This is a genomic window from Rudanella paleaurantiibacter (assembly GCF_009184635.1).
In the GTDB taxonomy this organism is placed as follows: Bacteria; Bacteroidota; Bacteroidia; order Cytophagales; family Spirosomataceae; genus Rudanella; species Rudanella paleaurantiibacter.
Genome location: NZ_WELI01000001.1, coordinates 190723 through 210752 on the forward strand (window position 1 = coordinate 190723; position 20030 = coordinate 210752).

Below are 20030 nucleotides of genomic sequence, written 5' to 3' on the forward strand. Positions count from 1 at the left end.
GGCATATTGTGCGTTACTCTTTTGTAAGGTCATGACCAACTATCACATTCGATGGTGAACAGGGCTACCGAGTCGGCTGCGAGGGTAGCCGGTGGCGCGGTGGGCTGCTGGGTGGTGAAGGTAAAGAGGAGCAGGAGAATGGAAGGTAGCGTTCGTTGCATGGTTTTGGTAGCTAGATTATTCCACTAACTTTCATAATTGATGTCAAAGTCAACTTTTTCCTTTAGATGGTTAAGCAAAAAGTTTTGATTAGTCAGGTTTTCGTTTGGCGACCCAAGTCTACATACCGAAACCCCTGCGGGCTTCTTCTAAAAGGCGAGAGTTAAGCAAAGGGCTAGCCCCTTCTTTTCATCATAAATTCAAGGCGGGCTAGCTCTTACGAAACTAGCCCGCCTTGGCATAATCAGTTTATGGAAACTTACAGCTTAGTCAGTATCTGTTTCAGCTTAGAAATGTCCTCCGGTAATGTTGAATTTTCCAGGCGAGAAATTTCATGCTCCATAATTCCCACTATAAAGTCCTTTTTAAAGTCCCCATTCACACTTATTTCTTTCTTATTTTGAAGACTATTTTTAATCGCTGCTATTGCTTTTTGATTTGATACAAGTCGTTGTTCTGCATCATGTAGTACAAGGCGCGTTTCTTGTTCAAGGCGCGTCTGGTCAATGTGACCATTGAGTTTAGATAACCCTTTAGCAAGGGTACTGAAATCTAATGTTTTAGACATTCGTAGCTGGTCAACATAGTAATAGATTAAATCATAATCTGTTTGATTCAACAGGTTATACTGATTTAGCATTACCCGTGCATAGCGCTGTTGAAACAAAGGAATGACCTTATCACCTTTATGTTGATCCAAAAAGGCAGTGTACCGCTTATGGGCTTCCTCTACAGATATAGCTGGCTGACTATTCTCAAGAGGAATGGGTATTGTTGCAATTTCTGACAAGTGCTCTTGTAACGCTTCATTCTCCAAAGCAGCAACCTTCATTTGAGCAGCAGAGAGCTTAGAATTAGAAGGGTTGACTCCCGGAAGATTTAAAGGAATCGCATCAGCTACGAGTGGTTTGTTCGATGTTATCCCTGAAGAAAACCTATCACTTGAAACGTTTTCTTGCTCAGTAATCCCACAGCTTGATAATGTGAGGGCAACACAGCTAATTATTATGTACTTTTTCATGATAAGTCAGTTTAGCTTGGATTAATGGATGAATTACAGCCAGCAGCATACTGGACTTCAGCAATAGTAACGTAGTACGATACTGTAGATGAATACACCCCGTTTATATAGTAAGCGTAGGTTACTAATGCTAATCCTGATGTCCGTGCGCAGCAGTCTGTATCTTCGACGACCCACTTGATTATTGCTACACCCGCAAGCGTACCATCATCAAAATGTCCTGTTCCTGTACATTCGTTTGCTTTCCCAAAACTTGTAGTTATACCCATAACTAAAGCTAGCCCTACTAAGAAGGCTCTCGCAATTTTTGTGTAAATGATTTGCGTTAGTGGATAGAATATTTGTGTGAAGAATGGCATCTAACGCTCTCTCTCCAGAGTTCAAGGAGGTTAGATCTTCTTAAATGTAAAACATTTTTATAGTTTTGTTAAAAAATATGTATACTTTGATTGCCAATCTATTAAACGGCTCCTTTTTATTTGTATAATACTGTTGCTCATAGTGTTCAGGGCTTTTGTAGTCCAGCGACGACCGGGCTGCCTACGTACCTAATTGTAGTAACCTTCAATGTAGGCTAACACTTCGGTTCGGACATCTTCAGCACTCAAAAATACTCCGTCTTTGAGCAATTCAGCTTTTAGACGGCCCCATAGTGACTCAGCGTAAGCATTGTCATATGGATCGTCTGCCCAGATACAGGCCCCGCTGCCGCCCGTGATGAATGAGGAGATTGTGTCGCAGTTGCGCGATCTGGGTGGTCAGGAACTGGTGGATGAGATTATGGGCGAGTTTGTGACCGAGGCTACTGAGCTGGTCAACGGGGCCAACGATGCCTTTGCACTCGGCGATATTCCCACGGTGAAGAGTCACCTGCACACGCTCAAAGGCAGCGCGGGTACCATTGGCGTGTCGCGGGTGGCTCACATTGCCCGCGAGGCCGAGGGTAAGCTCAAACTAAGCGACACCAGCCACTTAGCCGAAGAACTTCAGGCGCTGACCAGAGCATTTGAGGAGTTTTTGCTGACGCGTAAGGGGTGAAACATAATGCACAATGTGTAATGTATAATGCGTAAAAAACCAGACGCTGTACACGGCATTGCATTACTCCTTTGTACTGGACATTAGACATTAGATGTATTGGGTGATAAGGTTGTTCTCGCAAGGAACCACTGCCAGCAACATCCGTTGTGGGGTCTTCGACTACTGGCAGGGTTTGGGTTGCTCACTCCCTGCCAGTGGTCGAAGACCCCACAACGGATGTTGCTGGCAGTGGTTGTACAGGACAGCCAAAAGGAGAACAATCTAATCACTCAATACAGTTGGACGTTAGACCTCTCTACAGAATGGTAGTAAGTCTAACGTCTAATGTCCAGTATTGAACACTATTCATTATCTATTTGACTTTAATTCAGTAAGGTTATGACCAAAACCCACATTAATCCGATGCCGGGGTTCTTCGACCGGTACATTAATCTGGCACCTGATGGGGAGCTGATCGATGCGTTGGCGGCTGGTGCCCGGCTCGAAACGCTATTGCCTGCCCAAACGCTCGAAAGCCTGGGCGATTACCGGTACGCACCCGGCAAATGGACGGTCAAAGATATTGTTCAGCACCTGATTGATACCGAGAGGATTATGGCGTACCGAGCCTTGCGGTTTGCCCGCAACGATCAAACCCGGTTGCCGGGCTTTGAAGAAGACGATTTTGCGCAGTACGCCCAGGCGTCGCGCCGGTCGCTGACCGATCTGTACGACGAATACGCGCTGCAACGGCAGTCGACACGGGCATTATTTCGGAGTTTCGATGCCGAGATGTTACAGCGTACGGGCATCTGTTTCAACCAGACTATCTCGGTTCTGGCGTTGGGGTTTGTGCTGGTTGGCCACCCAATACACCACGCCCGGGTGGTTCAGGAGCGGTATGTGCCGGGTGTACAAAAATAGCCTGGTGCCGCACGGGTTCTTATCCGTGCGGCACCAGGCCACGAACTAGTCAGTGATTAATCGCGTACCGGAAACTGTTGCAACTGCTCATCGAGCGTAACAATGGCTTCCTGAAGTTGCGTAGAGTCGGGCGAAAGCGTCAGATAAAACGCTTGCTGATCGGTGGGCTGCCAGCCGGGCTGGGCCTCGTGCGAGAGCTTGAGCCGTAAGTCGTATCCATCGGTACCGCCCGAAAAGTCGCTGAAACTGATTTCGGGCTCCACAAACGTAATCCGGCGGGATTGGTGCTGATGGGCCGCTACCGACGACATCCAGTCGCGGAGGAGTTCGAGCTCCCAGGTCGAGAGCACAGGTACCGCCTGCGACCATTCGTGGTTCTGGTGCCGGGTTCGGATGTGTACCAGCAAGCCGTTGCGCTCCAGAAACCGGGGCGAATCGCTGTATTCGTAGTCTAATACAGCCAGTTCAAATGAGCCCGTGGGGCCGGTGAGTGTCATAGGTTTCATACGGAAAGAGAGGTAGGTTACAAGATGAGTGAGCAGGGCAATACGATAAGATAAGGGCCGCCTGCTCGGAGCCCCACCGCGCTTCAGAAGATAGTGCAGATTAAAATCTGTTGACTGGAATAGTAAATATACGGAATAACTTCCTGATTTTCTGTAGTTGTCACATTAAATTTTGCCCGCTTGCAGCGCGTGTAACGGATACCGCTAAACGCCCGTAATTTTTTAGGTTAAGCGATTTATCCGTAATTTCACACCGAATCAATTGCCAACTCCGGTTTCCCCATGTCAGCCAAGCGCGTTCTGATTGCCGAAGACAGTTCTGTCATTCAAAACTTAGCTCGTAAAATTTTAGAGTTCCAGAATTACGACATCACCTCGGTCAAAAATGGCGAGCAGGTGCTACAGATTCTGGCCAAAGAAGACTTTAACATCCTGCTGCTCGACATCAACATGCCCGTGATGGATGGGATGGAGTGCGTGCGTCAGGTGCGGGCATTGTCCGACAAAACCAAAGCCGAGGTGCCCATTGTAGCCATTACCGGCAACGCCAAAAACTACACCGAAGAAGAATTCAAAACGGCTGGTTTCAACGATGTACTCGTGAAGCCCCTCAACTTTGATCGGCTGGTTGAGGTAGTGAATCAGCTAACGGATAAATAATTGAGTGATTGAGTGAATGAGTGATTGAGCGATGTTCGCTACTGTAGAAACCAATCACTCATTCACTCAATCACTCAATCACTCATTATGCTCGTCACTCTCCTCGGAACGGGCACATCGTCGGGTGTGCCGATGATTGGTTGTACGTGTGCCGTATGTCGGTCGCTTGATTTCCGCGACAAGCGCCTGCGCACGTCGGCCCATATTGCGGTGGAGGGGAAAAGCCTGTTGATTGACACCGGCCCCGATCTCCGGCAGCAGGTTCTCCGGCTGGGCCTGACCCAACTTGATGCCGTCCTGTTTACCCACGAACACAAAGATCATACGGCCGGTATGGATGAGGTGCGGGCGTTTAACTTTCGGCAGGGCGAAGAAATTCCGGTGTATGCCCGCGAACAGGTGCTCGATCAGCTTCGGCGCGAGTTTGCCTACGTTTTTGCCGACTTCAAGTATCCCGGCGTGCCGCGCGTACAAACCCACGAAATCACCAACGAACCTTTCGAAGCGGCCGGTATTCGGATTATTCCGATTGAGGTATGGCACCATAAGCTACCGGTGTATGGGTTCAGAATCGGGGATTTCACGTATCTGACCGACCTGAACGGCATTACCGACGATGAGCTCGACAAAGTGCGCGGCACCCGTGTGCTGGTACTCGACGCTCTCCGGCGAGAGCCGCATCTGTCGCATTTTACGCTTCAGCAAGCCATTGACCTTGTTGAGCGTGTGCGCCCCGAGCGAACCTATCTGACACACATCAGCCACCAAATGGGCCTGCACCGCGAGGTGGAGAAAGAGCTGCCGCCCTACATCCGGCTGGGGTATGATGGGTTGCAGATAAAGATGTAGTTGGGGCCTTCCAAACCCTTTCATTACACAGCCTGTTTACCGGGTATGACAACCGCCCGCATAAAACCTACCCGCGCTTTTACGTCCGAATGGCTCGAACAGTACCGACAAATGGGTGATCCCCCGGCCGATGCTGTTGTGGCTGAAGTGGTAGCGCAGGGCGGTCGCGAAGGGGTGAGCCAACTGATGCGTTGGTTAGGCAATACCGGCCAACTGGCCCCTACCGATCAACTACCCGTAGTACAGCAGTTTTTTGCCGATCACAGCACGATGCCCGTCTGGGCCGATTCGGCTCGTATGCAGCGGGGAATGGCCTTTTTCAAAAAACATGAGGGGGCTATTGGGTTGGCGTTGGGCACCCTGTCGTTGCCGTACACCTACCTGGGGGCCAATGGCGTGCAGGTGCTCTGGCTCACCGAACGGATCAAAACCGATACGGCCCGTCGGCTGCAGGAAACGGGCGAGTGGGTATTTGCCGTGAACAACCCCAAAAACTGGGTACCGTCGGCGGGCACGGCGTCGGCTATTTTGTACACCCTCAAAATACGGCTGATTCACGCGGCTTCGCGCTGGTTTGCCAAACATACCGGCCGTTGGAACGAAGCCTGGGGAACGCCTATCTGTCAGGAAGATATGGTGGGTACAATCGGGGCGTTTGGGTATATCGTACTGCGCGGACTGCGCAAGATGGGCGTCTCCATGACCGAGCGTGAAGAAGAAGATTACCTGCACCATATCAACGTAGTAGGGCATTTCAACGGGGTAGTGCATGAGCTGTTACCCCAGAACATGCGCGAGGCTTTCCACCTCGATGGGCAAATAGCTCGTCGGCAGTTTGCCTCGTCCGAAGCGGGCCGGGGTCTTACCAAATCGCTGCTCGAAGCCATTGTTACCATTAGTGGCAACCCGGCAGCCCGGAACCTGGCGACCGCTCAGATGCGTTTCTTCCTGGGCGATGCTCACGCCGATGCGCTGGGCCTACCGGCAGTGCCGCTTGAGCAGGGACTCATCAACGTGGTGAATCGGTTGCCCATTTTTCCAAAACTGATAACAAAGTAGTTTTCTGTTTTCGGTTTACAAGTTTTCGTTGGCGCTCGTGAGGGGGCCATATAGAGTCCCTGCAACGGACCCCGAGGCCCGGAGAGGGTTCTGAGAACTGTAAATGGTAAACTGAAGACTGAAGACGTGTATGCAACAATTTGAACCCATTGCGGCTCTGGCTACGGCCCCCGGTATTGGTGCTATTGCCGTGGTCCGAGTGTCGGGCGAAGGGGCTATCGATATCACCAATCGCATTTTTAAGGGTAAAGACCTGAGCACACAACCGAGCCACACGGCGCATTTTGGTACGCTCCGGCAGCCCGACGGGACCCTTATCGACGAGGTGCTGGTGACGGTGTTTCGGGCGCCCACATCGTTTACCAAAGAAGACGTAGTCGAAATATCGTGTCATGGTTCCGATTACATTATCCGGCAGATTCTGACCCGGCTCACCCGCGAGGGCGTGCGGTTGGCGCGGCCCGGCGAATTTACGCAGCGGGCTTTCCTGAACGGTCAATTTGATCTGGTGCAGGCCGAAGCTGTAGCCGACCTGATTGCGGCCGACTCGGAAGCGAGTCACCGCTCGGCCCTGAGTCAGTTGCGGGGTGGTTTTTCCCGAAAACTAAAAGATTTACGTCAGCAACTGATTGATTTTGTGGCTCTGGTGGAGCTGGAGCTGGATTTTGGCGAGGAGGATGTTGAGTTTGCCCGGCGCGATCAGCTACGGAGTCTGATGGTTGATGTCCGGCGGGTACTGCACCCCTTGATCGAGTCGTTTTCGGTGGGGAATGCCGTGAAAAATGGTGTGCCTACCGTGATTGTGGGTAAGCCCAACGCGGGCAAGTCGACCCTGCTCAACGCCTTGCTGGACGAAGAAAAAGCGATTGTGTCGGATATTCCGGGAACTACCCGCGATGTGATCGAAGACGAACTGTTTATCGATGGCATCCGGTTCCGGCTGATTGATACGGCGGGTCTGCGCCACACTACCGATACCATTGAGGCTATTGGGGTGGAGCGTACCCGGCAGCAGATGGAGAAGGCTTCGGTGGTGGTGTATCTTTTCGACGGGGCCGAAACTACCCCCGGTGAATTGCGCCGGACTATCGCTGAACTGGAGGAAGCCGGAAAACCCTACCTGCTGGTAGGCAACAAGGCCGACCTGACGCTCGATTCGGGCCGGCAAACCCTCGACGATATTGCCGGGAAGGGCAAAATCATCTGGATTTCGGCCCGCGACCAGCGGATCGACGAGCTAAAAGCGGCTCTTTCGCTGCGCGTTCGTACCGATTCGGCCGTGCAAACCGACGGTGCCCTGATTACCAATGCGCGGCACCTCGAACACCTCACTGCCACCGACGAAGCCCTTGCCCGCGCCATCAATGGCCTCGATGCGGGCGTGACCGCCGATTGGCTGGCTATGGACCTGCGCGTAGCCCTGCGCCACCTCGGCGAGCTTACCGGCGAAATCACCACCGACGACCTGCTCGACTCTATTTTTGGCCGGTTCTGTATTGGCAAATAACAGTTTGGGGTTGGCAGTTTTGGGCGAGTCTATAGTTCTATATTTAGCCTATAAATGGTATAACAACTGTAAAATAACAATATTTATACCTTTACGGGTATACTATAGTGTTGTTTATGCTTTTCTATACCCTAAAAGGTATATTATGAAGACTTCATTGAGCCATTTCGTAAAGGAACGTCGAAAAGTTTTTAAGCTAACACAAGAGGGTTTGTCTCAGAAAGCAGGCGTTGGATTACGTTTCATTCGTGATCTTGAGCAGGGCAAAACCAGCTTACGACTCGATAAAGTCAATCAGGTACTCAGTTTATTTAATTATGAGGTAGGCCCCGTGCCAACTCGGTTTCTGCCTGAATCAGAGAAGAAAATGTGATGAGACAGGCTAACGTGTACCTATTTCATCCGCCCATATTGGCGGGGATCCTGACAGAAACCGATGAAGGTTACGAGTTTATGTATGAACCTGACTATCTGGTTCGACCCGATGCCACGCCTGTAAGCCTGACATTGCCGCTTTGCAATACCCCATATCAGGGTACGATGTTATTTCCATTCTTCGACGGTCTAATTCCGGAAGGATGGTTGCTTGATATTGCTGAACAAAGCTGGAAGTTACGGTCCAATGACCGCTTTGGGTTGCTGTTGGCTTGTTGTCGGGACTGTATTGGAGCGGTCAGTATTGTCCCTGTTCATAGTAAAGCATGAGACGCTGTTTAGCTTGCTATGAGTTGCTAGGCGACCATGAAACCGATTTCCACCAAAGGTGTAGTCGGAAATTTTTCGGTACAGTACAGGCGCCTATTCTGCCTTATTCACTGGATAAAATGCATGAACTGGCGGAGGAAATTGTACGCCAGCATGTAACTGTAACGGGTGTGCAGCCCAAGTTGTCACTTGATTTGCAACGACAGAACGGTGCCAACCGTCTGACATTAGTGGGGCTCTGGGGGCGGTATATTCTCAAGCCTCCATATGCTCTTTATCCAGCAATGCCGGAAATCGAAGACTTGACCATGCACTTAGCGACTCACTTTGGCATCGGTATAGTTCCGCATGTGCTGATTCGGCTACAGACCGGAGAATTGGCTTACCTGACCCGGCGTATCGACCGCGATGAGAAAGGCCGTAAGTTCGCTATGGAGGATTGTTGTCAGCTGGCTGAAAAAGTTACTGCCGATAAATACAAAGGCTCTATGGAACTCGTTGGGCGATTGGTGAAAAAGTATAGCACACAGGCAGGTTTGGATGCATTGACGTTGTTTGAAGTGACCTTGTTTTGTTTCCTGACAGGGAATGCTGATATGCACCTAAAGAATTTTTCACTTTGGGAAAAAAACGGCTTCATCGCACTGACTCCAGCCTACGATCTATTAGCTACAAAACTGCTCTTGCCATCAGACCCTGAAGAATTAGCCTTATCGATGAATGGGCGGAAAAGCCGCCTTCAACTAAACGACTGGCACACCTTTGCCAACTATCTTGGCCTTACCGAACGACAACGAGTTAACGTGTTTACACGATTCAACCGACAGCTACCCGAAGGGCTTGAGTGGGTCGACAAAAGCTTTTTAAGTACTCAGATGAAGACAGCCTACAAAGACTTGATTCAGGATAGGGCCAGTCGTTTAGGACTTACTATCCACTAACCCGTTTTACCTCTCCTCCCGTGCCGCTGATGTAAGTCGGATGTTGGTCATCACGAAGCCACTGCGGGGGTGGGTGGGCATCCGCGAAAGGCTGAACCCGAGGTTCTGCGCGGGTACCTCGTAGGTGATCTGACGAGTTAGAAAACGCAGGGCCAGCTTGATGGCCTCCTGCGTAAGGGCCTCACCCGCGCACCGATGCCCGCCCAGATAATCGCCCCCGCCCTGCGGAATGAAATTAAACGAGTTAGCGGTGTGCTCGGCAAACCGCTCGGGCCAAAACCGGTCGGGGTTTTCCCAAAGGCGGGTGTCGTGGTTAGTGCCGTATAGATCGAGCAAAACCAGCGTCTCTTTCGGGAACCGGAACCCGCGCCAGACAAACGCCTGCCGTACCCGTGCTCCGGTCATGGGCGCAAACGGGTAATACCGGCGTACCTCGTTGGCAAACCACCCCAACTCTGTATCCGTAGCGGTTTGTAGCCGGTGCCGCCAGGCCGGGTGCTCGTGCAGGGCCAGCGCGGCAAACGTGATGTACCACGAGATAGCGACCGTTGGCCGAATCAGGTTGATTAGTTCAACCCCGGCGAGTTGGGCGCTCAGATGCCGCATTTTACCCTGCTCATTCGGTTCTCGATGGGTGGCAATCCGGTGCGCGGGCGAGCCAGTAGCTACCAGTTGGTTTCCTTTTCGGACCTGCTCGATAAAATGCCGGGCCCAGCGTTCGGTGCGGTAGCGTGCCCACCGCCCACGCAGGTGCCGGAGCCCTATGCCCCCAAACGCATCGACCATCCGGGCCATATCGCGGCTTCGGTGAGCTACCTCCCGGTCGGGAAGCGGCATGCCAACCCAGTCGCAAACGGCCCGACAAAGCAACTGTTGTGTTTGCTCCATCAGAATCACCGGCTCGTTGGTACGGGCCCAGCGTTTGGTGGCCGTTTGCCAGCCGTCGGCCATGTGTTTCAGAAGCACTCGGAAGTTGTCGGGGGCCAGAATCGCCATGAACAACTGTTTACGCTGTCGGTGCAGCTCGTCGTCGAGTGTCATTACACTCTGTTCGCCCAGTAGGGTATGCTGAATCGGTTCGGGAACAGCGCCCTTCCGAATAAACCGGGAGGTGTCGTAAAACAGGCGTGCGCCATCTTCGCCCGTCAGGCAAATGGTGGGTTGAAACACGAAACGGGTGCTGAACACATCGGAATGATGATGTTGGCAGCGCTTTTGGATAAACCGAAAGCCGTCGCGGAGCAGAGCTATTGAACTATCAAAGCTCTTTTCACGGGGAATCGTTGCCATGGGCTGTATGGAAACTGAGCGTCGTTTTGGAAAGAGAAGCCGCTCGAAGCTGTGTAGCAATCGGCGGTTATTTATTTAACTGATCTATAGAGTGAATAGGTACTAAAAAAGATATTAGCTGAGCCAACGGTCCCACGTAATAGGAAAGATATAACAATGTTTAACCATTTGTTAGTCAGTTAGTTGTCAGTATGGGGCATTCCGGGGCCGGTTGGTGGTAGTCGGGATGGTGGTCTGGTTCAACGGCGCAGAGGCCGGACCGTTTCCTCATTCGGTCATTGGGGTTGTGTGTGATTGGACATCGGCGGGCGGTTGTTTGGTATGAACGGGCGGGCTTCAGAGCCGGCTTAACAACCGTTCGATGCACTTACTTTTTCACCTTACGTAAATTGAAAAACGTTATGACAACAATGGACGAACTCATGGAGCACACCATTCAGGATCTGTACTCCGCCGAACAGCAGGCACTGGAAGCTATGCCCCAATTGGCCGAGCGGGTAAAAAACACCAAGCTACGGCAGGCGTTTATCACCCACATGCGCGAAACGGAGCAGCAGGTGAAGCGGCTGGAGCAAATTGCCCAGCAATTGGGTATTGAGCCCGAGGGCGAAGTGTGCCTGGCCATGCAGGGGCTGATCGAAGAAGCACAAGACCTGATCGATCAGCTCGAAGAGGGTGAGCTGGCCGATGCTGCCATTATTGGGGCGGCTCAGAAAATGGAACATTACGAAATAGCCAGCTACGGCACGGCCCGTACGTTGGCGCAGCAAGCCGGACAACAACAGGTGGCCGAACTACTGGAGCAGACGCTCAACGAAGAGAAAGCCACTGATGAGAAACTGACCGTGATTGCCACGGGTGGGGTGAACCAAAAGGCCGCCCAGAAATAAGTATCCGGTTTGTTTAGCGGGTGACTAGCTCAACTGCTGCCACCCGCTAAACAAACCGGTCTCTTTTAGACCACATCTATGCACACACACGTACCGACCTTCGCTACCGACGCTCAGCCACTGGCGTTGTGGGGTGGCCTCGAATGCACCGTCAATCGAGTAGGCGACCAGTATGGAGATCAGATTGTCCGGACCGGGCATCACGACCGACTCGACGATCTGGGGCAACTGGCCGATCTGGGTCTCCGTACGCTGCGCTACCCCATTTTGTGGGAACGCACCGCCCCTCACCATCCCGACGGACCAGACTGGCGCTGGGCCGACCAACGGTTGCACCACTTGCGTAAGCTCGGTATTCGGCCCATTGTAGGGCTGGTGCATCATGGCTGCGGCCCCCGGTACGCTACCTTTGAGCAAACAGCGTTTGAACGACACCTGCCCCGGTATGCCCGGCAGGTGGCCGAGCGGTATCCGTGGATTGATGCGTACACGCCGATCAATGAGCCGCTGACAACGGCCCGGTTTTCGGGGCTTTACGGCTTTTGGTACCCGCACGGAACGTCGGATCGGCTGTTTGTCGATCTGTTGCTGCGGCAGTGTCGGGCAACGGTGCGGGCCATGCGCGAAATTCGGCAGGTACGGCCCGATGCGCAACTGGTACAAACCGACGATCTGGGCTACACGCACGCGTCTCCGGCGTTTGGGTATCAGGCTGATTTCGAGAACGAACGGCGCTGGCTGGCGTGGGACTTGCTGTGCGGCCGCGTCACCCCCGATCATGCCTTGTGGAATTACCTCCGCCGATCGGGGGCAACGGAAGGTCACCTCTGGTTCCACGTCGAAAACCCCTGTCCGCCCTCGGTCATTGGGGTCAATCATTACGTTACGAGTGAACGATACCTGTTTCCCGACCGCAATTCGCCTACCGGCTACGGCGATACCGAGGTGGTGCGGGGTGCTCCTGAGCAACGTCTGGGCCTTGGCAATCTGTTGATGCAGGCATGGGAGCGGTACCAATGCCCTATTGCCGTAACGGAGGCTCACCTGGGCTGCACCGTCGATGAGCAGATGCGATGGCTGGCCGAAAGCTGGCAACAGGCCGAGTGGGCGCGCCGGCAGGGGGCCGATGTGCGGGCCGTAACTGCCTGGGCCTTGTTTGGCCTCTACGACTGGCATTGCCTGCTTACCCGCTGCGAAAACCGTTATGAACCGGGCGTTTTTCATGTGGCCGATGGCCAACTGCAACCCACCGACCTGAGCCGTATGGTGCAGCAGCTGGCCCACGGGACACCGGTCGAACAACTGACCCCGGCCGGTTTGGGCTGGTGGCAGGTCGAAGAAATTGAGAGTCTGATTTGAAACCGAACCTGATCTAAGTACCAGGACAAAATCGAATGGATAATGTACGGCGCCAAATGGGTTATAAACAAGTCCATAATCAGCAGAATGAGCCATTGTTCATTGTGCATTATTCAGTGTGCATTCACGTATGAACGAGCAACTTGAGGTTGTTGCCGAGGGCGGTGGTCGGTGGGAAGAAGAACGCGCTGACGAATGGCTATTCGGTCAAACAACCGACCGGCGTCAGATTGGCGTAAGCTTTTTAGCCGACGGCCGGGCGCAGGTTATGGTGTGGGCACCTCGTGCCAGTTGGGTCGCTTTGGCTATTGAGGGAAACCCCGACTCTCTGCCCCTCGATAAAGAAAAATTTGGGTATTGGTGCCTTACAACCGATCAGCTCCGACCCGGCGACCGGTACCGGTTTGTACTACATGGCCCCGAAGACGCTCCGCCCCTGTACCGACCCGACCCAGCCTCGCTGGCGCAGCCCGAGGGCGTGCACGGCCCCTCGCAGGCGGTGGATACCGGTTTGTTTTACTGGGAAGACGCCTGTTGGATCAATCCCCCCCTGTCGTCGTACCTGATCTACGAAATTCATACCGGTACGTTTACGCCCGAAGGCACGTTTGCGGGTATCGAACAAAAACTCGACTACCTCAAAGCGTTGGGTGTCAATGCGGTTGAGATTATGCCGATTGCCGAGTTTCCGGGTAGACGTAACTGGGGCTACGATGGCGTGCTGGGGTTTGCGGCTCACCATGCGTACGGGGGAGCCAAAGCCCTGCATCATTTGGTCAATGCCTGCCATTACCGGGGTATGGCCGTGGTGCTCGACGTGGTGTACAACCATTTCGGGCCGGAGGGCAACTACCTTGATGACTTTGGTCCGTACCTCACCGATCAGTACCAGACGCCCTGGGGTAAGGCCGTCAACTTCGACGATGCCTGGAGCGACGGCGTCCGGCGGTATGTGATCGAAAACGCGCTTATGTGGCTGCGCGATTTTCATATCGATGCCCTGCGGCTCGACGCCGTGCACGCGATCAAAGACTTTGGCCCGGTGCATATTCTGCGCGAACTCCGGCAGCATGTCGATGCGCTTACGGCCAGCACGGGCCGCACGCATTACCTGATTGTGGAGAGTGATCTCAATGATCCCCGCGTGATTAGCCCGTTGGCCGAACAGGGCTACGGAATGGATGCGCAATGGGTCGATGAGTTTCATCATGCCCTGCGCGTGACCGGGGGCGGGGAGCGAACGGGTTATTACGCCGACTTTCAGAAGATTTACCACCTCTCCAAATCGTATATCGACGCCTACGCCTACGACGGGCAGTTTTCGGCCGTGCGGCAAAAGCGGTTTGGTCTCCGGGCCGAACGTAACCCGGGGCATCAGTTCATCGTGTTTTCGCAAAATCACGATCAGGTTGGCAACCGCAAAGGCGGAGAGCGGTCGAGTCAGTTATTTAGCTTCGACATGCTCAAACTCATGGCCGGGGCCGTACTGGTGAGCCCGTTTATTCCGATGCTGTTTATGGGGGAGGAGTGGGGCGAAACTAATCCGTTCTTCTACTTCGTGCACCATTCTGACCCGGCGCTCATCCGGGCCGTGCGGGAAGGGCGGCAGAAAGAGTTTGAGGCTTTTTACGATGGGGGGCAGATGCCCGACCCGCAAAGCCGGAGCACATTTCGGCAGAGCAACTTGCAGTGGAGCCTGCCCACGCAGGAGCCGCACCAGACCCTGCTCCGGTATTATCAATGCCTCATTGCTATTCGGAAGCAACTGCCGGCCTTGCATCACTTGAGTCGGCGGCATTTACGTGCCCTGCCCGACGAGGCTAATCAGACCCTGGTGTTGCACCGCTGGCATACGGATGCGCACGTGCTCTGCCTGATGAATTTCTCGAAGGAGACCCGCTTGATCCCGTTGCCCGATGGCGAGCACCGCTGGCAAAAACTGTTCGATTCCTCAGCCGAGGAGTGGCAGGGCCTGGCCCGAACCGGCCCAAGCCCCTCGCCCGAGAGCGTACTGTCGGGCGAGGCTATACCCGTGCGGCCCGAGTCATTGGTCCTGTACGGCCGGGGACATGAGCGGTTGCACGTGGTGATGCCTCCGGCTATACCATCCCCATTATTTATGCCGACATGAAAAAGGAAGAGATTCACCTTGCCGACTGGCAACGGATCTTGCTGGGCGAGGCTCCTGCGGAGTTTATGCTCGAAGTCTTGCTGCGGTCGGTGCTGATTGTCCTGTTTTTCTCGGTGATTGCCCGGCTGTTGGGCAAGCGTATGAATGGGCAGGTGTCGCCAACCGAACTGGCCGTGATGCTATCACTCGGGGCCGTGATTGCCCCGGCTATGCAGCTCCCTGACCGGGGGGTATTGATGGGTGTACTCGCTTTGACGGCTGTTTTGGCGTTTCAGCGTGGGATTACGTGGCTAGGATTCAAAAATAGCAGCTTCGAAGAGGTGTCGCAGGGCGTTGAAACGGTGCTGGTGAAAAACGGCATTCTGCAGCTGGATCAGATGGCCGAGTGCCGAATTTCGCGGCAGCAGCTGTTTGCAGTATTGCGGGCGGCTAATGTGTACAATCTGAGCGGGGTAGAGCGGGTGTATATGGAGGCCTGTGGTCTGTTTAGTATCTACCCAACCGACCAGCCCCTCCCCGGTTTATCCACCTTGCCGCTGCATAGCGATGCGTTGAAAGAGGCCATCCTGACCGGCATTCAGGAGCCTGTAGCCGGTGTGTCAGCCTGTAATCATTGCGGAAACACTGTGCCCCAACAACAGGCAACCCACGCCTGCCCAGTATGCGGAGATACTGACTGGACCGGGGCCATTCGATAGCCGAGCTATATTATAAACCCAACAGGGATGAAGAAAGAGGAGATTCACCTCAGCGACTGGCAGCGTATCCTGTTGGGTGAGGTGCCGGGTAGCTTTTACGTTGAACTGCTTATCCGGGTGGCGGTGGTGTACTTGATTCTGCTCGTGTCGATGCGGCTCATGGGCAAGCGTATGGCCTCGCAACTGAGCCGGACCGAAATGATTGCTATGGTGTCCTTGGCGGCCTCGATTGGTGTACCGGCCCTGGCACCCGACCGGGGCTTGTTCCCTGCTGTTATCTCAGCTTTTGTGATTGTAGCTATCCAGCGGTTGTTGGCCATCCGAACGGCCCAAAATGTAGGCTTCGAAACCCTGGTGCAGGGAGATATGAGCGTGTTGGTGAGCAACTCGGTGTTGCAGTTAGACGCTATGGAAACGGCCCGAATCACCCGTGAGCGGCTCTTTGCTCAGCTCCGGTCGAATGGCCTCTACCACCTGGGGCAGGTTAAATACCTCTTTATGGAGTCAGATGGCAAGTTTACTCTTGTACAGGAACCTGAGCCCCAGCCCGGCCTGTCGGTATTACCCGGCTGGGACCGGGATTATACCGACAAACAAAACAGGGCCAGTAACCGGGTTGTGTGTCAGCAGTGCGGCCAACCCGAATCAGCCCCGACCCAACCCGATCTCTCCTGTGCCAACTGTGGCGACCGGCACTGGCAGCCAGCGGTGCAGTAGGGCCGTTGCCTCATCCTCTAATCTATTGGCCAGTCGTCAGAAAGACTTAATGAGTTGGGTAGAAATAGCTTTGAACAGGATGAAAATTGGCGAGAAACTTCTGAAGCAGCTGAGCAAACGATATGCGCCCTCCACGCTCGTTACGTTTCGGTTTGGGCGGTACGATGTGGCAGCCAAAACTGACAACGAAGGAAACCCGGTGCTGGCCTTTGTGGGCAAAGCCGATGAACAGGGCCATATCAAAGGCGATCAGTTTACCCGTAAATTACTCAAAGACGAGACCGGTACCGTGCTCAAAGACCATTGGGATTATAAGGGGAAGGCATGAACCCCGACCCTCAATTGCTACTCAACACGATGAACTTTACGCTCAGAATCTGGCGACAGAAAAACGCCAATACCCCCGGCAAATTTGTGTCGTACGCCGTGAGCGACGTTTCGGCGGATATGTCGTTTCTGGAAACCCTCGATGTGCTCAACGGGGCACTCATCCGGCGGGGTGAAGACATTATTGCTTTCGATCACGACTGCCGCGAGGGGATCTGTGGTTCCTGCTCGCTCTACGTCAACGGGCGGCCGCACGGCCCCCAAACGGGCGGGGCGGTGTGCATGCTGCATATGCGTTCGTTTATCGACGATAGCACCATTATTGTCGAACCCTGGCGGGCGCGGGCCTTCCCGATTATCAAAGACTTATCAACCGACCGCACGGCGTTCGACCGGATTGTGCAGGCGGGTGGGTACATTTCCGTGGGTACGGGCTCGGCCCCCGATGCGAACGAGATCGCTATCCCGCGCGAAACGCAGGAGGCATCGATGGATGCCGCTGCCTGTATTGCCTGTGGGGCCTGCGTAGCGGCTTGCAAAAACGCGTCGGCTATGCTGTTTGTAGGGGCACAGGTGACCAAGTTTGCCTTGTTACCGCAAGGGCAGCCCGAGCGAAAAAAACGGGCCGAGCGCATGGTGGCGCAGATGGATACCGAGGGTTTCGGGGCGTGTTCGTTTACGGGTGCCTGCTCGGTAGAGTGCCCGGCTTCGATTCCGCTCAACGTGATTACCCGCCTGAATCGCGAGTACCTCGGGGCTAAGCTCACCTCCGAAAACGAGACCTAAACACCAGCCGCTACCACCATTCGAATTTCGCCAAACGAGACCGAATTGTTTAGCCCGGCTCTGATTTCGCTCGTTTTCAGCCCCTGGTTGGCCCGCACAAACGCCCGAATCCGGTCGATGGTATCGGCTGCAACCAGCGACTCCACCGGCACCTGACCGGCCTTGATCGCCTGGGTGAGGTGGGTTTCGATGGTCGAGAGCGACAGCCCCCGTTTGTCGGCAATGGCCTGGGGTGATAACCCGGTGAGCAACAGGCGGATGGTGGTTTCGTGCGTGGGCTCTTTATCGGCTTTGGCCGGTTTGGTACCTGATCGGGTTGTACCCGTGCCACTCCGGTACGCATCCAGAATCCGCATAATATCGGGGCCGATTTGCTTTACCTTGGTTTTGCCAAATCCTTTGATCGCCAGCAGCTCGGCTGTTGAGTTAGGGCGGGTTTTGACCAGCTCGACAATGGTTTTGGTAGGTAGCACCATGTAGCCGGTGGTGTTGTGTTCGGCGGCCATTTCATCGCGCCACCGCACCAGGGCTTTGTACAGGTCGTCGCGGTTACTGCCGCCCGCTTCTGCGGCTTTTTCGAGCCGTTTGCGGCTGGGTTTGAAGTCCAGTTCGGCATGGTTGCGGGCTTGCAGGTACCCGAGCGCATCGAACCCCTCGGCGCACCGTTCAAAGCATTTGAGTTTCACAAACAGTTCGCGTTCCAGCTCGTCCATCACGTCGAGCAGAGCCTCCCGCACGGCTTTGTTGTCGGAGTCGGTCGGGGCCTGTTCGAGGGCCGGGAGCAGGTCGTTGGCGAGTAGCGGACCAAAGTAAGCGGCTGCCTTGCGTACTCGTTCCTGAAGAGATTCGTTGGCTTCGGGCAAAGGCTCCTGCGCGAAATAGTGGGGGAGTTGCTGCGCAAACCGGCGGCCAATGTCGCGGGCTTTGGGCCGCAGTTCGTTTTCGAGGGCTTCGAGGGCGGGCGCGAGTTCGTCGGAGAAACTGGCTCCGTGCGTATTCACCTCGCGCCGACACCGGTACAAGAGCGTACTAGCGTGTTCAAACGAAAACAGCTCGTCCAGCAGGGTTTCCTGATTGAGCCGTTTGGCTTCGTGCAGGTGTTGCTCAGTGGGTGTTTGCTGCTGCACCTGTTCGTGAAAAACCTCCAGCGTTTGTTCGGTTTTGATACTGCTCGACGGAATCGGGGTGCGGAGTACCAGCCCGTCGAGGGTTTTGCAGCGACTCAGGGCCACGTACACCTGCCCGTGCGCAAAAGCCGCCGATGCGTCGATAATGGCCCGCTCAAACGTAAGTCCCTGACTTTTGTGAATCGTGATGGCCCACGCCAGCCGGAGTGGGTACTGCGTAAAGGTACCAATGACCTCGGCCGTAATTTCCTTGGTTGCCGGGTCGAGCGTGTAGCGAATGTTTTGCCACTCGGCGGGCGTCACGATGATCGTGTCGCCGTCGGCCTGCCCTTCTACGTAAATCACCCCGTCTTCCTCATCAATGCGAAGCACCCGCCCGATTTTGCCGTTGTAGTAGAGTTTCTCGCGGGAGATGTCGTTTTTGATAAACATCACCTGCGCGCCCACTTTGAGCGTCAGTTCCGACTCGGTCGGGTAAGCCGAAGCCGGAAAATCGCCCGTGGTGGTGGCTTCGAATGAGTACTCCTGGCCCGGTAATTCGGCGAGCCGGGTGCTGTTGATCTGTTGGGCGGTGTTGTTGTGGGTCGAGAGGGTGATGTAGCCCGCGTCGTCGGCCGGTCGGAAATCGGCAATGTACCGCTGGTTGAGGTCGGCCAACTGGGCAGAACTGATGGTTTTTTCCCGAATAGCGTTGAGCAGGGTAATAAACCGCTCGTCGGCCTGCCGATAGATATGGGTCAGTTCGATACTCACATACGGAATTTCGCGCAGGGCCCGGCTTCCAAAAAAGTAGCCGGTGTCGTAGTAGGGGCGGAGCAAGGCCCAGTCGTCGTCGCGGATTACGGGCGGTAGTTGCTGCATGTCGCCAATCATGAGCAGTTGCACCCCACCAAAGGGTACGTTGGGGTTACGGTACCGGCGCAGCACCTCATCAATACCGTCGAGCACATCGGCCCGTACCATACTGATTTCGTCGATAATCAGGAGATCGAGGGTGCGCAACAGCCTGATTTTGTCGCGGTTAAACTTGCGGCCCTCGCGGGTGGTTGCCCCGGGCGTGAGCGGCCCAAACGGTAGCTGAAACAGCGAGTGAATAGTAACGCCCCCCGCGTTGATGGCGGCCACCCCGGTTGGGGCTACTACTGCCAACCGCTTTACAGCCGCCCCCTTAATCTGGTGCAGAAACGTGGTCTTACCCGTGCCGGCTTTGCCCGTCAGGAACACGTTATGGCGGGTATGAAGCACAAAATCAGTGGCAAGCAGGAGTTTTTCGTTGACGGGGGCAGGCATTCGTTCGGATGTTCGGGGTGTCTGGTTCGGTTATCGGCTGGGGTTCCGCGCCCGATAAGACGAG

The 20030-nt window shown here is 54.4% G+C and carries 22 protein-coding genes; 16 read left to right on the forward strand and 6 right to left on the reverse strand.

Annotation, left to right across the window (positions count from 1 at the left end):
* Positions 1–29: 29 nt before the first annotated feature.
* The 3 genes from F5984_RS26885 to F5984_RS26990 form a co-directional block, all read right to left on the reverse strand.
* On the reverse strand, positions 30–161 hold the full coding sequence (locus tag F5984_RS26885; RefSeq protein ID WP_262884503.1) for a hypothetical protein: 132 nt from the start codon (positions 159–161) through the stop codon (positions 30–32).
* A 257-nt stretch (positions 162–418) separates the two neighbouring features.
* Positions 419–1180 carry a hypothetical protein gene (locus F5984_RS00770; RefSeq protein ID WP_152121908.1) on the reverse strand — a complete coding sequence of 254 codons (762 nt, stop codon included), beginning with the start codon at positions 1178–1180 and terminating at the stop codon, positions 419–421.
* 548 nt (positions 1181–1728) lie between these two features.
* The gene (locus tag F5984_RS26990) at positions 1729–1809 is read right to left on the reverse strand and encodes a hypothetical protein (protein ID WP_394367382.1); all 81 of its coding nucleotides are present in this window, start codon (positions 1807–1809) and stop codon (positions 1729–1731) included.
* Between the two features lie 88 nt (positions 1810–1897).
* Here F5984_RS26990 and F5984_RS00780 point away from each other — a divergent pair, with 88 nt between their 5' ends.
* Both F5984_RS00780 and F5984_RS00785 read left to right on the forward strand, forming a co-directional pair.
* Positions 1898–2218 carry an Hpt domain-containing protein gene (locus tag F5984_RS00780; RefSeq protein WP_152121910.1) on the forward strand — a complete coding sequence of 107 codons (321 nt, stop codon included), beginning with the start codon at positions 1898–1900 and terminating at the stop codon, positions 2216–2218.
* A 381-nt stretch (positions 2219–2599) separates the two neighbouring features.
* Positions 2600–3124 (forward strand): DinB family protein, encoded by a 525-nt coding sequence (locus F5984_RS00785; protein ID WP_152121912.1) that lies wholly within the window; start codon positions 2600–2602, stop codon positions 3122–3124.
* A 56-nt stretch (positions 3125–3180) separates the two neighbouring features.
* On the opposite strand, the gene F5984_RS00790 is transcribed toward F5984_RS00785, so the two are convergent.
* Positions 3181–3630 carry a WapI family immunity protein gene (locus F5984_RS00790; protein WP_019988018.1) on the reverse strand — a complete coding sequence of 150 codons (450 nt, stop codon included), beginning with the start codon at positions 3628–3630 and terminating at the stop codon, positions 3181–3183.
* 282 nt (positions 3631–3912) lie between these two features.
* On the opposite strand from F5984_RS00790, the gene F5984_RS00795 reads away from it, so the two are divergent.
* The 7 genes from F5984_RS00795 to F5984_RS00825 all read left to right on the forward strand — a co-directional run bounded on the left by F5984_RS00795 (position 3913) and on the right by F5984_RS00825 (position 9351).
* The gene (locus F5984_RS00795) at positions 3913–4290 is read left to right on the forward strand and encodes a response regulator (protein ID WP_152121914.1); all 378 of its coding nucleotides are present in this window, start codon (positions 3913–3915) and stop codon (positions 4288–4290) included.
* Between the two features lie 87 nt (positions 4291–4377).
* Complete coding sequence (locus F5984_RS00800; protein WP_152121916.1) at positions 4378–5139, forward strand: MBL fold metallo-hydrolase; 762 nt, start codon at positions 4378–4380, stop codon at positions 5137–5139.
* A gap of 45 nt (positions 5140–5184) precedes the next feature.
* The gene (locus F5984_RS00805) at positions 5185–6198 is read left to right on the forward strand and encodes an oxygenase MpaB family protein (protein ID WP_152121918.1); all 1014 of its coding nucleotides are present in this window, start codon (positions 5185–5187) and stop codon (positions 6196–6198) included.
* A 130-nt stretch (positions 6199–6328) separates the two neighbouring features.
* Positions 6329–7705 carry a tRNA uridine-5-carboxymethylaminomethyl(34) synthesis GTPase MnmE gene (gene mnmE, locus F5984_RS00810; RefSeq protein ID WP_152121920.1) on the forward strand — a complete coding sequence of 459 codons (1377 nt, stop codon included), beginning with the start codon at positions 6329–6331 and terminating at the stop codon, positions 7703–7705.
* Between the two features lie 145 nt (positions 7706–7850).
* Complete coding sequence (locus F5984_RS00815; RefSeq protein WP_152121922.1) at positions 7851–8078, forward strand: helix-turn-helix transcriptional regulator; 228 nt, start codon at positions 7851–7853, stop codon at positions 8076–8078.
* Positions 8078–8410, forward strand: a complete 333-nt coding sequence (locus tag F5984_RS00820) for a HipA N-terminal domain-containing protein (RefSeq protein ID WP_152121924.1) — start codon at positions 8078–8080, stop codon at positions 8408–8410. The genes F5984_RS00815 and F5984_RS00820 overlap by 1 nt, the downstream gene beginning before the upstream one ends.
* Entirely contained in the window at positions 8407–9351 is a 945-nt protein-coding gene (locus tag F5984_RS00825; RefSeq protein WP_185155381.1) for a HipA domain-containing protein, read from the forward strand. The genes F5984_RS00820 and F5984_RS00825 overlap by 4 nt, the downstream gene beginning before the upstream one ends.
* A 6-nt stretch (positions 9352–9357) precedes the next feature.
* Here F5984_RS00825 and F5984_RS00830 read toward each other — a convergent pair whose 3' ends face one another.
* The gene (locus F5984_RS00830) at positions 9358–10641 is read right to left on the reverse strand and encodes a cytochrome P450 (RefSeq protein WP_152121926.1); all 1284 of its coding nucleotides are present in this window, start codon (positions 10639–10641) and stop codon (positions 9358–9360) included.
* A gap of 410 nt (positions 10642–11051) precedes the next feature.
* Between F5984_RS00830 and F5984_RS00835 the strand changes: the two genes are divergently transcribed.
* The 7 genes from F5984_RS00835 (at position 11052) to F5984_RS00865 (ending at position 17549) form a co-directional block, all read left to right on the forward strand.
* Positions 11052–11531: a ferritin-like domain-containing protein gene (locus F5984_RS00835; protein WP_152123107.1), complete on the forward strand. Its 480-nt coding sequence runs from the start codon at positions 11052–11054 to the stop codon at positions 11529–11531.
* A 78-nt stretch (positions 11532–11609) separates the two neighbouring features.
* On the forward strand, positions 11610–12890 hold the full coding sequence (locus F5984_RS00840; protein WP_152121928.1) for a family 1 glycosylhydrolase: 1281 nt from the start codon (positions 11610–11612) through the stop codon (positions 12888–12890).
* A 130-nt stretch (positions 12891–13020) separates the two neighbouring features.
* Positions 13021–15021: a malto-oligosyltrehalose trehalohydrolase gene (gene treZ, locus F5984_RS00845; protein ID WP_152121930.1), complete on the forward strand. Its 2001-nt coding sequence runs from the start codon at positions 13021–13023 to the stop codon at positions 15019–15021.
* Positions 15018–15719, forward strand: coding sequence for a YetF domain-containing protein (locus F5984_RS00850; RefSeq protein ID WP_152121932.1), 702 nt, complete (start codon positions 15018–15020; stop codon positions 15717–15719). The genes treZ and F5984_RS00850 overlap by 4 nt, the downstream gene beginning before the upstream one ends.
* 27 nt (positions 15720–15746) lie before the next feature.
* Positions 15747–16436, forward strand: coding sequence for a DUF421 domain-containing protein (locus F5984_RS00855; RefSeq protein ID WP_152121933.1), 690 nt, complete (start codon positions 15747–15749; stop codon positions 16434–16436).
* A 79-nt stretch (positions 16437–16515) separates the two neighbouring features.
* Positions 16516–16764: a hypothetical protein gene (locus tag F5984_RS00860; protein WP_152121935.1), complete on the forward strand. Its 249-nt coding sequence runs from the start codon at positions 16516–16518 to the stop codon at positions 16762–16764.
* A gap of 29 nt (positions 16765–16793) precedes the next feature.
* Positions 16794–17549 (forward strand): succinate dehydrogenase/fumarate reductase iron-sulfur subunit, encoded by a 756-nt coding sequence (locus F5984_RS00865; RefSeq protein WP_152123108.1) that lies wholly within the window; start codon positions 16794–16796, stop codon positions 17547–17549.
* On the opposite strand, the gene F5984_RS00870 is transcribed toward F5984_RS00865, so the two are convergent.
* A complete protein-coding gene (locus F5984_RS00870; RefSeq protein WP_152121937.1) occupies positions 17546–19966 on the reverse strand; it encodes a helix-turn-helix domain-containing protein in 2421 nt (806 codons plus the stop codon). The genes F5984_RS00865 and F5984_RS00870 overlap by 4 nt on opposite strands.
* Positions 19967–20030: the final 64 nt, after the last annotated feature.